This window comes from bacterium, assembly GCA_013360215.1.
Classification (GTDB): domain Bacteria; phylum CLD3; class CLD3; order SB21; family SB21; genus JABWCP01.
The window spans coordinates 1-14,551 of the sequence record JABWCP010000017.1; the positions used below are offsets into that span (position 1 = coordinate 1).

General features: G+C 45.6%; 10 protein-coding genes and 1 tRNA gene. All 11 read left to right on the plus strand.

Annotated elements, in window-relative coordinates:
• On the plus strand, positions 1–130 hold a 130-nt coding region (tuf, locus tag HUU58_10850; GenBank protein NUN46169.1), incomplete at its 5' end, for an elongation factor Tu.
• A 43-nt stretch (positions 131–173) separates the two neighbouring features.
• Positions 174–246, plus strand: a tRNA-Trp gene (locus tag HUU58_10855).
• 29 nt (positions 247–275) lie between these two features.
• Positions 276–458: a preprotein translocase subunit SecE gene (gene secE / locus HUU58_10860; protein ID NUN46170.1), complete on the plus strand. Its 183-nt coding sequence runs from the start codon at positions 276–278 to the stop codon at positions 456–458.
• A 60-nt stretch (positions 459–518) separates the two neighbouring features.
• Positions 519–1,082 (plus strand): transcription termination/antitermination factor NusG, encoded by a 564-nt coding sequence (nusG, locus tag HUU58_10865; protein ID NUN46171.1) that lies wholly within the window; start codon positions 519–521, stop codon positions 1,080–1,082.
• A 25-nt stretch (positions 1,083–1,107) separates the two neighbouring features.
• The gene (gene rplK, locus HUU58_10870; GenBank protein NUN46172.1) at positions 1,108–1,530 is read left to right on the plus strand and encodes a 50S ribosomal protein L11; all 423 of its coding nucleotides are present in this window, start codon (positions 1,108–1,110) and stop codon (positions 1,528–1,530) included.
• A 91-nt stretch (positions 1,531–1,621) separates the two neighbouring features.
• Positions 1,622–2,326 (plus strand): 50S ribosomal protein L1, encoded by a 705-nt coding sequence (locus HUU58_10875; GenBank protein ID NUN46173.1) that lies wholly within the window; start codon positions 1,622–1,624, stop codon positions 2,324–2,326.
• A gap of 34 nt (positions 2,327–2,360) precedes the next feature.
• The gene (locus tag HUU58_10880) at positions 2,361–2,888 is read left to right on the plus strand and encodes a 50S ribosomal protein L10 (protein ID NUN46174.1); all 528 of its coding nucleotides are present in this window, start codon (positions 2,361–2,363) and stop codon (positions 2,886–2,888) included.
• Positions 2,889–2,987: 99 nt separating this feature from the next.
• A complete protein-coding gene (rplL, locus tag HUU58_10885; GenBank protein ID NUN46175.1) occupies positions 2,988–3,371 on the plus strand; it encodes a 50S ribosomal protein L7/L12 in 384 nt (127 codons plus the stop codon).
• Positions 3,372–3,615: 244 nt separating this feature from the next.
• Positions 3,616–7,374, plus strand: coding sequence for a DNA-directed RNA polymerase subunit beta (gene rpoB / locus HUU58_10890; GenBank protein ID NUN46176.1), 3,759 nt, complete (start codon positions 3,616–3,618; stop codon positions 7,372–7,374).
• Between the two features lie 70 nt (positions 7,375–7,444).
• Positions 7,445–11,692 (plus strand): DNA-directed RNA polymerase subunit beta', encoded by a 4,248-nt coding sequence (gene rpoC / locus HUU58_10895; GenBank protein ID NUN46177.1) that lies wholly within the window; start codon positions 7,445–7,447, stop codon positions 11,690–11,692.
• 139 nt (positions 11,693–11,831) lie between these two features.
• Positions 11,832–14,444, plus strand: a complete 2,613-nt coding sequence (locus HUU58_10900; GenBank protein NUN46178.1) for a glucosidase — start codon at positions 11,832–11,834, stop codon at positions 14,442–14,444.
• Positions 14,445–14,551 lie beyond the last annotated feature (107 nt).

The window sequence follows — 14,551 nt, forward strand, 5'->3', positions numbered from 1 at the left end:
GCCTGGTGACAATGTGAAGATCAGTGTGGAACTTATTGCGCCGATCGCTATGGAAGACGGCTTACGCTTCGCTATCCGCGAAGGTGGTCGTACCGTAGGCGCCGGTGTCGTAACCAAGATCCTCAAGTAAGAAGAAAAATATCCCTCCGGCGCAGCGTCGGAGGGACTTGTTTAGGGGAGTGGCTCAATTGGCAGAGCGGCGGTCTCCAAAACCGTAGGTTGCAGGTTCAAGTCCTGTCTCCCCTGCGAAAAAATATTCAGGAGTTAAGGAACAAATGAACAGAATAAAAGAATTTTTTATGAGCGTGCAGACCGAAATGAAAAAAGTGTCTTGGCCTACACGTGAAGAGTTGATGGGTTCTACGGGAGTTGTTATGGTCCTTTGGCTCATATTGTCGTTGTATATTTTTACATCGGACAATGTGTTGCAAGCGATCGTAAAGAAACTCCTTCTGTAATCGGATTTATTAAAGGAATCGCAAGTGGAAAACACGGAAAAAACGGATTCTCCTGAAATTGTGACGAAAGATGCACCGCGTCCTGAAAATACACGTTGGTATACGTTACGTGTGTACTCAGGTCAGGAGGCCAAAGTTCGCGATCATATCAAAAGTGAACTCGAGATAGCCGGTCTTAAAGATCTCGTTTTTCGCATTATGATTCCCGAAGAAACCATCGTCGAAATGAAGAACGGTAAAAAGAAAGAAAAAACACGTTCCTTTTTACCGGGATATATGATTATTGAAATGGTGGACGATAAACGTGTGCAACATGTAATCACCAACACACCCGGCGTTGTGAGTTTTGTAGGACCTAAGAATATGCCGCAACCGCTTCGTCCGGATGAAGTAGATCGTATGCTCGGTCGCATGCATGAAAAACAGACCACCGAAACGATCGAAATACCTTATAAAGTGGGTGATGCTGTCAAAATCATTGATGGTCCTTTTGCGGATTTCAACGGTTTTATTGATGAAATCAACTACGAAAAGAAAAAACTCAAAGTCATGGTCAGTATTTTTGGCCGTTCGACACCGGTGGAACTGGATTTTCTCCAGGTAAAAACCGTAACGAATTCATAATTAAACACACAACGGAGAATCAACTGTGAAAAAAGTTGTCGCTCAAATTAAGTTGCAGATTTCTGCCGGTGCAGCCAATCCGCAACCGCCGATCGGTCCGGCTCTCGGTCAGCACGGCGTGAACATCATGGAATTTTGTAAGGCGTTTAACGCCAAGACCCAGGATCAGAAGGGTATGATCATTCCGGTGATCATAACGGTCTATTCGGATCGTTCGTTTACATTTATCCTCAAAACGCCTCCGGCTGCCATTTTGATCAAAAAAGCGATCAATTTGGAAAAAGGTTCGGCCCAACCGAATCGTAACAAAGTAGGCAAAATTTCTCGCGCTAAGCTGATGGAGATTGCTAAAATCAAATTGCCCGACCTCAATACTAAAGATATCAAATCGGCTACGAGCATGATGGAAGGTACCGCAAAGAGCTTGGGTCTGGATATTATTGATTAATTTCTAATTTACTCATAACACACCACGTCCGTGAGGCATGTGGGAGAACCAGTATGTGCCGTATGCACAGAAAATTCGCAAAAGGAGAACTATGAAAAAACACAGCAAACGCTTTAAAGCGGCTGTCGCAAAGATCGAGAAAGGTAAGGAATATTCCATTTCCGATACTTTCAAAATGATCAAAGAAACCGCCACAACTAAATTTACAGAAACGGTTGATGTGGCTGTCAATCTCGGTGTTGATCCGAAACACGCCGATCAAGCGCTTCGCGGGACGGTTATGTTACCGCATGGTAATGGCCGTACGGTGCGTGTCCTTGTGATCACCAAAACCAAAGAAAAAGAAGCCAAAGAAGCCGGTGCGGATTTGGTTGGTTTTGATGAATATCTGCAAAAGATCAAAGAGGGTTGGACGGATATAGATGTGATCGTAGCTACACCCGAAGCTATGATTGAGTTGGGTAAATTAGGTAAAGTCCTTGGCCCTAAGGGCCTCATGCCTAATCCGAAAAGCGGAACTGTCACACCGGATGTTACCAAGGCGGTAAAAGAAGTGAAAGCCGGTCGTGTGGAATTTCGCGTTGATAAGCAAGGTAATGTACACGTTGGTATCGGCAAATCGTCGTTTGATGCCAAACAGCTTGAAGAAAATTTCAAGAGCTTTATGACTACGATTATTCGTATGAAGCCGGCTACGGCGAAAGGTACATACTTGAAAAGTGTGCATGTTTCCACGAGTATGGGACCTTCAGTCAAAGTCAGCAACACGGAAGTGGGCGGACTGACGATACACTAATTAACGCGTTGTCAAACACTAAACATCTACGACCATGAAAAAAGAAAATAAAGAACAGATCATAGCGGACCTCGCTGATAAATTCCAGAAGGCCTCCAGCCTCTATCTGACGGATTTTACGGGTATCAATGTGATCAAAATGGAACAGCTCCGTAATAAATTTCGTGAAACCAATTCGGAATTTAAAGTTGTCAAAAACACATTAGCCAAACAAGCGCTCAATAAAGCCGGCTATACGGTTGATCTGAGCAAGTATTTGCAAGGACCGACGGGTATTGCATTTGGTTACGATGATGCGGTTGCTCCGGCGAAAGTTATATCGGAGTTTCTCAAAGAAAAAGAAAACGATAATCTCAAAGTTAAAATCTGTATTATCGAAAAAGAAATGTATGCCGCATCGAAGATCGGCGACATTGCGAAAATGCCTAATAAGAAAGACATGCTGGCTCAGCTTGTCGGCCTTTTCAATTCGCCGATGCAGAATGTGGTGATGGTACTCAATGCCCCGATGCAAAATCTCGTGGGTGTGCTAGAGTCCCTGAAAAACCAAAAAGCAGCTTAATTTTTCATTCATTCATTAACGTTTGCGGCCTTAATATGTTGTCCGTGTAAGTGTTGCGGATAACCGGTTGCAACAAAAGTCAGGAGTCCTAAAATGGCTATCTCTCGCGCAGATGTACTGGAATATCTTGCCAGTGCTAACATGATGGAAATCGGCGAACTGGTCAAAGAAATCAAGTCCAAGTTCGGTGTCGAAATTGCAGCCCCTGTTGCAGTAGCAGCAGCTCCGGGCGGTGCTCCGGGTGCCGGTGCAGCCGCTGCAGCTGAAGAAAAGACCGAATTTACAGTGAAGCTCACCAACGCCGGTGACAAAAAAATCCAGGTGATCAAAGTCCTCCGCGAAATCACCAATCTCGGCCTCAAAGAAGCTAAAGATGCTGTTGATGCAACGCCCGCCGTTGTCAAAGAAGGCGTATCGAAAGATGAAGCCGAAAAAATCAAAGCGAAATTTGCTGAAGTCGGCGCTACCGTCGAAGTTGCTTAATCGTTTTTGGATTGATAAGGAAGGCAGTTGGAATCCAACTGCCTTCCAATGTTTTTTGAATTTTTGAAAAATACGCGGAGAACGTTAAAAACGATTTTGCGCTCTCGGCGTGTTTTTTAGTTTTGATCCGATAAAGAAATCCAGGCGATAATATGGGTTTCTCCCGCAAGCGAACATGCCTTTCGCTTTTTCTACAAAAAAATTAAGAGTTTTCTGACAACCTTAATTAAAAGGCAGGATTCCATTGAGTACAAAAAAAGTTATTGAGCGTGTGAACTTCGCCAAAAATCCGAGCGTAGTTCCCATGCCGGATCTTCTGGAAATCCAGATTGATTCCTATAAAGAATTTTTGCAGGAAGATGTTCCTGCAGAAAAACGGACCAATACCGGTCTTCAGAATGTATTTTTGAGTAATTTTCCGGTAGACGATGCTAAAGAATTGTTCAAACTTGAATTTCTGAAGTATTACGTCGAACGTCCTAAATATGACGTCCGCGAATGCCAGGAACGCGGTGTTTCGTTTTCTGTTCCTTTGAAAGCGACGTTGCGTCTGATCAGCAAAAAATCAGCGGATGACAAGCATCCCGAGATCATCGAACAGGATGTATATCTCGGTAACCTTCCGTACATAACGGAGAAGGGTACCTTTGTTATCAACGGTGCAGAACGCGTCATCGTAAGCCAGCTTCACCGTTCCCCGGGCGTATTTTTTGACGAATCGCTGCATCCGAACGGAACCAAGATGTTTTCGGCGCGCGTCATACCTTTCCGCGGTTCGTGGATAGAGTTCACGACGGACATCAACGATGTCATGTATGTGTTTATTGACCGTAAAAAGAAATTCCCCGTAACGACGTTTTTACGTGCTTTGGGCTATTCGTCGGACCGCGACATGCTCAAGCTTTTTAATATTATTGACGAAGTGGAAATCTCCAAGATTGACGGCGATAAGATTATGGGCCGTAAATTGGCGTTAGATATCGTCAATGAGGAAACCGGCGAAATTATTGCCGAACGCGAAACTGAACTGACCGAAGAAACTTTTGCCAAGCTCAAACGCAGCAAAATCAAAAAAATTGATTTGATCAAAGCCGAAGAAGTCATTCCGGAAGTGATCGCCAATACGATTCGTAAAGACGTTACCAAAGATGAAAAAGAAGCTTTGGAAACGATTTACCGTCAACTTCGCTCCGGCGATGCGCCGGATCTGGAAACGGCGCGCGGGCTTTTGGAACGTCAATTTTTTAATTCCAAACGTTATGATCTTGGCGATGTAGGACGTAATCGTATCAATAAACGTCTGAGCCTCAATATACCGGAATCGGTTACGGTTCTTACCAAAGATGATATTATCGCGATCATCAAAGCATTGATAGAATTGCGCGACGGCATTCGCCAAACCGACGATATAGACCATCTTGGAAATCGTCGTGTGAAAACCGTCGGTGAGCAGCTCGCCGGACAATTCAGTGTAGCTTTGACGCGTATGACACGTACGATCAAAGAACGTATGAACCTGCGCGATAATGAAAATCTGACACCACAAGATCTTGTCAATGCGCGTACGGTATCCAGCGTAATCAATACGTTTTTCGGTACCAGCCAGCTTTCACAGTTTATGGATCAGACGAACCCGTTATCCGAGTTGACGCATAAACGTCGTCTCTCGGCTCTCGGACCGGGCGGCCTTACGCGTGAACGCGCAGGATTTGAAGTGCGTGACGTGCACTATACGCACTACGGTCGTCTTTGCCCGGTCGAAACACCGGAAGGCCCGAATATCGGTCTTATTTCTTCACTTTGCCTTTTTGCGCGAGTGAATCGGTACGGGTTTATCGAAACGCCTTATCGTAAAGTCGTCAAAGGTCGTGTACAGGAAAATATTGAATTTCTGATTGCCAGCGACGAAGACGGCATGACGATCGCGCAAGCGAACGAACCGATCGACAAAAAAGGTTCTTTTGACAATGAATTCGTAAAAGCGCGTAAAGAAGGTGATTTTCCGGTGGTAACTCCGGATGAAATCCAGTTCATGGATATTTCGCCTGCGCAGATTGTATCGCCGGCGGCCGCGTTGATTCCATTCCTTGAACACGATGACGCCAACCGCGCACTGATGGGATCTAACATGCAACGTCAAGCGGTGCCGTTGCTTGTGCCGGAAGCACCGATCGTAGGTACCGGTCTTGAACGCACCGTGGCTGTGGATTCACGCTCGGTTATCATTTCGGATATTGACGGTGTGGTCGAAGATGTTTCAGCAACAGAAATCACCATCCGTAAGAAAACCATGGGCGGAAAGAAAGGTAAAGACTCTGTTTCGGATACGATGACGTATCGGTTACTGAAGTTTTTCCGTACCAATCAAGATACGTGTATCAATCAACGCCCGATCGTCTCTGTAGGTGATGAAGTGAAAGCCGGACAAATTATTGCTGACGGGTGTTCGACCGAACGCGGTGATCTTGCTCTCGGTCGTAACGTGTTGGCGGCTTTCATGCCGTGGCGCGGTTATAACTTCGAAGATGCTATCATTCTGAGCGAACGCGTGATACGTGATGACGTATTTACGTCAATACACATCGAAGAGTATGAAATACAGGTACGTGATACCAAACGCGGCGAAGAAGAACTTACGCGCGAAATTCCCAACGTCAGCGAAGAAGCGACGAAGGATCTTGATGAAAACGGTGTTATCCGTGTCGGTGCAGAAGTATTGGCCGGTGATATTCTTGTAGGAAAAGTAACACCTAAAGGTGAAACGGATCCTACGCCGGAAGAAAAACTTCTGAAAGCGATTTTCGGAGATAAAGCCGGTGATGTCAAGGACGCATCCCTCAAAGCGCCTCCGGGCATGAAGGGGATTGTCATTTCGACCAAACTTTTCAGCCGTAAGAAAAAAGATACAGAATCCAAAAAAGAAGATAAGAAGAAGCTCGAAGAATTGGAAAACGAACTTAAAAAACAAGTTCGCCGTTTGAAATCCAACTTGCGCGATGAGTTGACCAAACTGCTTGTCGGCAAAGTATCGGCAGGCGTTGTCTACACGGACGGTTCCGAGTTTTTGAAAAAAGGTAAAAAATTTACCGAAGATTCTTTCAAAAATTTGGACCCTGCGGAAATCAACCTGCAGGAAAGCCGTTGGACGGATGATGAAGAAACAAACGAGATGGCCAATTTCTTATTTGACAACTTTGAACGCAATGCCGAAGAAGTCGAAACGGAATACAATTCCGAGAAATTCAAAGTCCAGGTTGGGGATGAATTGCCTCCGGGAATTGTACAGTTGGCTAAAGTCCAGGTTGCTAAGAAACGCAAAATCTCGGTCGGCGATAAGATGGCAGGACGTCACGGAAACAAAGGCGTTGTGTCCAAAATCGTTCCCACTGAAGATATGCCATTTCTGAGCGACGGTACACCTGTTGACGTGATTCTCAATCCGCTCGGAGTGCCTTCGCGTATGAATCTTGGACAGATATTTGAAACTTCGCTCGGTTGGGCGGGTAAGATTCTCGGCAAACACTATGAAACCAACGTGTTTGACGGAGCGAAGATATCCGATGTAAAAAACGAATTACGTTTGGCCGGTTTACCGGATCATGGTAAAGTGCGCTTGACTGACGGACGAACCGGTGATCGCTTCGATCAGGAAACTATGGTCGGCTACATCTACATGATGAAACTAAACCACCTTGTCGATGATAAGATCCATAGCCGTTCTATCGGTCCGTACTCACTCATCACGCAACAGCCCTTGGGCGGTAAGGCTCAGTTTGGCGGTCAGCGTTTTGGTGAAATGGAAGTGTGGGCGCTTGAAGCCTACGGCGCGGCTTACATTCTGCAAGAAATTCTCACGTACAAATCCGATGATGTCGGCGGACGTGCGAAAGTGTACGAGGCCATCGTTAAAGGCGATAATTTGCCTGAACCGGGTGTTCCCGAATCATTTAACGTGCTTGTACGCGAATTGCAGGGTCTTGGCCTTGAAGTAAAAATTGAGTAATTGCAACGCACGTGGTGTTGTAATTTAGATTAACTCATAACGCTCCGATAAAGGAGGATCAACCGTGTCCATATATTTGTCCAATAACAGTTTGTCAAAAGACTTTTCAACGATCACGATCGGTATCTCATCGCCGGATGCGATTTTGAGCCGTTCGTACGGAGAAGTCACCAAAGCGGAAACTATCAATTACCGCTCATTCAAGCCGGAAAAAGACGGTTTGTTTTGTGAGAAAATTTTCGGTCCCGTAAAGGATTGGGAATGCCACTGCGGTAAATACAAACGTATTCGCTACAAAGGCATCATCTGCGACCGTTGCGGCGTGGAAGTGACGCTCAAAGCCGTTCGTCGCGAACGCATGGGTCATATTTCGCTGGCCGTACCCGTCGTACACATTTGGTTTTTCAAATCCCTGCCGAGCAAGATCGGTTCGCTTCTTGGTCTGAGCATCAAGCAGCTTGAAAAAATCATTTATTACGAAAACTATATCGTCGTACAGCCCGGCAAAAGCGGTCTCAAGTACAAAGATATTATCCCTGAAGAAGAGCTGTATCGTGTCAAAGAAGAGCTCGGATTGGATAATGAAAATCTGCCGAACACCGATCCCAATAAGTTTATTGCGTTAATCGGCGGGGAAGCCGTTAAAGAATTGCTCAAGCGCGTTGATGTCGAGCAGATCTGTATTGATTTGCGTAAAGTGTTGCGCGATCCTTCGACTTCCATTCAAAAACGTTCCGATGCCTTGCGTCAGCTTCGTGTGGCCGATGCATTTCGCCTGAGCGAAGGCGCGATCGAAAACCGCCCTGAGTGGATGGTGCTCGATGTTGTGCCGGTCATTCCTCCCGAATTGCGTCCGCTCGTACCGCTTGAAGGCGGACGTTTTGCGACGAGCGATCTGAATGACTTATATCGTCGTGTCATCATACGTAATAACCGTTTGCGCAAATTGATTGAAATCCGCGCTCCTGAGGTGATTTTGCGTAATGAAAAACGCATGCTTCAGGAATCGGTTGATTCGCTTTTTGATAACAGCCGTAAGACCGCGGCAGTACGTAGCGACAGCAATCGTCCGTTGAAATCCTTGTCGGACATGCTCAAAGGAAAACAAGGCCGTTTCCGTCAAAACTTGCTCGGAAAACGCGTTGATTATTCCGGTCGTTCCGTGATCGTCGTCGGACCTGAACTCAAACTTCATGAGTGCGGTTTACCCAAAGAGATGGCCGTTGAATTATTCAAGCCATTCATTATTCGTAAACTGGTCGAACGCGGTTATGTAAAAACCGTCAAGTCAGCCAAACGCATGGTAGATAAGCATGGCGCGGAAGTATGGGAGATATTGGAAAAGATCGTTTCCGATCACCCTGTAATGCTTAACCGTGCTCCTACGTTGCACCGCCTTGGTATTCAAGCGTTTCAACCGGTGCTCGTCGAAGGCCGTGCGATCCAAGTGCACCCTCTGGTTTGCGCCGCATTTAACGCAGACTTTGACGGCGATCAGATGGCCGTTCACATTCCGCTGTCGTACGAAGCGCAAATCGAAGCGCGTATGTTGATGCTCTCGAGCCACAATATTATTCAGCCCTCCAGCGGTCGCCCGATAGCAATTCCTTCGCAGGATATTGTTTTGGGTAACTATTATCTGACTAAAGCGAAGCCCGGCGCACGCGGAGAAGGGATGCGTTTCTCATCCATTGCCGAAGTTCGTCAGGCATTTGATAACGGCGTTGCCGAATTGCATGCCAAAATCAAATTGCGTTATATCAAAGGTGAAGGCAAAACGGCTACGGTGGCGTACATTGATACGACGGTGGGTCGCTCTCTTTTCAATGAAATCATTCCCAAAGAAATGGGATTTGTCAATGAATTGATGACAAAAAAGAAAATCGAAGAAACCGTTTCCCGCATGCATCGCGCTGCAGGAAATCTTAAGACCGTTGAATTTCTTGATAACCTCAAGATGCTTGGTTTTATGACGGCAACGCGTGCCGGTGTGTCCATCGGTATTGAGGACGTATTGACGCCTCCGAATAAAGAAGGCGTACTCAAACAAGCCTCATCGCAAGTCGAAAAAGTTCAAAAAACATACCGTATGGGTCTCATGACCGATGGTGAGCGTTACAATAAAATTATCGACATCTGGACTCACGCATCCAATGATGTGGCGGCTTCGATGTATGAAAGCACACAAACCGATCGCGGCGGTTTTAATCCTATCTTCATGATGATGGATTCCGGCGCTCGCGGTTCGCGTGATCAGATCAAGCAGCTCGGCGGTATGCGCGGACTTATGTCCAAACCGCAAAAGAGTATGACGGGTCAGGTCGGTGAAATCATCGAAAACCCGATCACGGCCAGCTTCAAAGAAGGTTTGTCGGTATGGGAGTACTTTATTTCAACGCACGGTGCCCGTAAAGGTCTTGCTGACACCGCTTTGAAAACAGCTGACGCCGGTTATTTGACTCGTCGTCTTGTGGACGTTGCTCAGGACGTGATCATAACTGAAGACGATTGCGGTACGATCCTCGGCGTTAAAACGATGGCTATCAAAGAAGGCGAAGAAATCAAAGAGTCACTCGGTGAACGCTGCCTCGGCCGTGTAGCTGCGGATGACGTGATAGATCCTTCGACAGGTAAAGTGGCTATCGAAGCCGGTGAACTTATCGATGAAGCCAAAGCTGAAATGCTGAATAACTCAGCCATCGAAATGGTTGAAATTCGTTCTGTACTTACTTGCGAATCCAAACGCGGAGTATGTGCTAAGTGTTACGGACGTAATCTTGCAACCGGTAACGTTGTAAATATGGGCGAAGCCGTCGGTGTTATGGCTGCCCAGTCCATCGGTGAACCGGGTACACAGCTTACTCTGCGTACATTCCACATCGGCGGTGTGGCTGCACGCGTCGGTGAATTACCGCAAGCGCTTTCCAAGTCGGACGGCAAAGTTGTTTTCGCGCCGGGTATGAAAATGCTCGAACGTCAAACCGATGGTATCGTGATTTCACTAAGCCGCAACGGACGTATTGAACTTCTTGATGAAGATCGTTTGGTATACGCATACAAAGTTCCCTACGGTGCGGAATTGAGCGTACATGACGGCCAAAAAGTCAAAAAAGACGATCTTATTATGACATGGGATCCGTACAATACGCCGATTATTTCCGAACATGATGGTATCGTTCATTATGAAGGATTGAAAGAAGGCGTGACATGCCGTGAAGAAGCCGATGAAGCTACCGGTATGAAGCACCTTGTGGTTATCGAATCCCGCGATAAAAAGATGACTCCGAGCGTCGTGATCAAAAAAGGACGCGAAGTTCTGGAAACCCACATTTTACCGACCCGCGCGTACCTCGTTATCAAAGATGGGGAAGAAGTGCATGCCGGTGAAGCGGTAGCCAAAATCCCGCGTGAAATGGCGAAAACCAAAGATATTACCGGCGGTCTCCCGCGCGTACAGGAACTCTTTGAGGCACGTCGTCCCAAAGATTCGTCTGCCGTGGCTGAAATTGACGGTACGGTCAAAATCGGAAAAATATCCCGCGGTTACCGCGAAATTATGATCGAAGGAAAAGACGGCGAAAGCAAGTCTTACAAAATTCCTTTCGGTAAGCATCTTATCGTACACGAAGGCGATTACGTGATCGCCGGCGAACAAATGTCCGATGGGTCTGTCGCGCCGCATGATATTTTGCGTATCAAAGGCCCTGCCGAAGTACAGCGCTACTTGGTCAATGAAATTCAGGAAGTGTACCGTACTCAAGGTGTGAAGATCAACGATAAACATATCGAGGTGATCGTACGCCAGATGTTGCAACGCGTTCGTATTCAGGATCCAGGCGATACGTATTTCCTCCAGGATGATCAGGTTGACCGTCTTCGTTTTAATGAGGAGAATCAAGGTATCCGCGATAAAGTCGTGGTTTCTGACAAAGGCGATTCCAACCTCAAAGAAGGACAACTTATCAGTCGAATCGAGATCGAAAAGATCTGCAAAAAACTGGAGAAAAAACGTCCGCCTCAGTATCGCGAAGCGCAGCCTGCGACGGCCGAACCGTTATTGCTTGGAATCACCCAAGCTTCGCTCAGCACCGAAAGCTTTATTTCGGCAGCTTCCTTCCAGGAAACTACCAAAGTGCTTGCGGATGCAGCGATCAACGGTAAAACCGATTATCTGCTCGGTCTCAAAGAAAACGTGATCATGGGCCGATTAATCCCTGCCGGAACCGGTCTTAAGCGTTACCAAGATATTGCTGTTTCTTCAACCGATGTCGAAGAAGAAGCGGCAAGCGGAAAGAAAACTAAGTCCGCAAAAAAATAGTCGTATAAAAATACGATCATATAAAAGTGATGCTGTTCAATGACAGCATCACTTTTTTTTTGTTCTGTCGGAAACTATGTATTACATTGGTATAGCACGCCGTCTATAGAACCAATCTTTGTACGAAAGAGTCCCTCATATGACAATGGAAGAACAGCGTATCATTGACGCAAGATCGCATGAAAAACCCTGGAAAAAATGGGGGCCTTATCTGGCGGAGCGCCAATGGGGTACGGTACGCGAAGATTACAGTCCCTATGGTACGGCATGGGAATATCTCACGCATGATCAGGCGCGTTCTAAAACTTATCGTTGGGGAGAAGACGGTATTGCCGGTATTTCGGATGAGAAACAAATTTTATGTTTTGCTATTGCGCTGTGGAATAAAAAAGACCCTATACTTAAAGAACGATTTTTTGGTGTAACGGGTACCGAAGGAAACCACGGCGAAGATGTAAAAGAGTACTATTATTACCTCGATAGTACGCCGACACATTCGTATATGAAAATGTTGTATAAGTATCCTCTTGAAGCTTTCCCGTACGGCCAACTTGTGGAAGAGAATCGAAGACGCACTAAACTCGAACCGGAATTTGAACTTGCCGATACGAAAATATTTGATAACGATAATTATCTGGATGTTTTCGTTGAATACGCCAAAAATACACCGGAAGATATTCTCATTCGTGTCACCATTCACAATCGCAGCGGGCAGAAAGCATCGGTCAATTTGTTGCCCCAGATTTGGTTTCGTAATACATGGGCTTGGGGGTATGACAGCTATAAGCCGCGGCTTCATGCTGAAAATCATGCCATACATGTGACTCACGCTGAACTTGGAGCAATGACGCTATTTTCGAAGGAAAAGGGGGAGCTTCTTTTTTGTGAAAACGAAACCAATTATTCTAAGTTGTATAATATGCCGCCGGGTTCGGGATATTACAAAGACGCATTTCACGAATACTTAATTGGCAATAACCGAAAGGCCGTCAACCCGGATAAGGAGGGAACGAAAGCGGGAATCAATTATGATATTTCAGTGGAGGCTCAAAATTCGGTTACCGTTCTTCTAAGGTTAGGTCCGTCACGGATGAACGATCCGTTTTCTGATTTTGATACTGCTTTTCAAAATCGAATAAAGGAATGCGATGAATTTTATGCGACACTTCAAAAAAAAATGAATAATGATGACATGCGTTTAATTCAGAGACAAGCTCTGGCCGGCATGTTGTGGAGTAAGCAGTTTTATTATTTTGATGTAGCACAGTGGTTAGCCGGAGATCCGGGACAACCTTCACCGCCTAGCGAACGAAAAAAAGGCCGTAATCATGCTTGGACCCACCTGAATAATGCGGATATCCTATCCATGCCTGACAAATGGGAGTATCCCTGGTATGCGGCATGGGATTTGGCGTTTCACTGTATTCCGTTAGCGATGGTGGATATTGACTTTGCAAAGCACCAACTAACGTTGCTTACACATGAATGGTATATGCATCCCAATGGACAACTCCCGGCGTACGAATGGCAATTCGGTGATGTTAATCCCCCCGTACATGCTTGGGCCGCCTGGCGTGTATATAGTGTTGAAAAAATGAAATGCGGAACGGGGGATCTCCATTTTTTAAAATCCATATTTCACAAATTACTTCTCAATTTCACGTGGTGGGTCAATCGCAAAGATTCCGAAGGTAATAACGTTTTTGAAGGCGGGTTCCTCGGTTTGGATAATATTGGTGTTTTTGACCGTAGCGCCGAATTACCTACGGGAGGAAAGCTAGAACAAGCGGACGGTACGAGTTGGATGGCGATGTATGCCGTCAATATGATGCGTATAGCTTTGGAATTGGCGCGTTTTGATAAAGTTTATGAAGACATGGCAACCAAGTTTTTTGAGCATTTTCTGCTTATAGCCGGCGCTATAGCGGATACAGGTAAAGGGGGCGGCGACCTCTGGGATGAAGAAGATCAATTTTTTTATGATGTTCTAAGAGCTCCGGGTATTGGCGAAATGCGCCTCAAAGTGCGTTCGATGGTGGGTCTTACACCCATATTTGCAGTCGAGATTCTGGATACACAGTCATTACATGAAGTGCCTACATTCGCCAAACGATTGGAATGGTTTCTCCAGCATAGACCTGACTTGGCCAAACTTGTTTCGCGTTGGCAAGAACCGGGTATTGGAGAAAAACGTTTATTATCTCTTTTGCGAGGACATCGCCTCAAACAACTTCTCAAACGGATGTTAGATGAAAACGAATTTTTATCTGACTATGGGATCCGTGCATTGTCTAAATTTCATCAGAAAAATCCTTATGTATTTCAATCTAATGGCAAATCGTTTACGGTTAATTATCAACCTGGAGAGTCTGAATCGGAAGTTTTTGGAGGAAATAGTAATTGGCGCGGCCCGATATGGATGCCGATGAATTATATGCTTATAGCTTCGCTATATAAGTTTCATAGTTATTATGGCGATGATTTCTTGGTAGAACATCCAACAGGTTCAGGTAACTATATGACGCTGACGGCTATAGCGGATGACTTGTCTAAACGGTTAACTCGGATTTTTTTAAGAAATGATCAAGGTCAACGTCCCATTTTTGGAGATATAGCAAAATTTCAGAAAGATCCTTTTTTCAAAGACTATATTTTATTTTATGAATACTTTCACGGCGATAATGGGCGTGGCGTTGGCGCCTCCCACCAGACAGGATGGACGGGGTTGATTGCAAAGCTTTTGGAGGCTTAATTTTAGGTTATGTTTGTTGGTATTGTACGAAATAGCTAACTATTCGTTTTTTACAGACCTTGTCTGTATGTCGGCTATAAGTTAAATTAAATTGAGTTTTTTGTTAA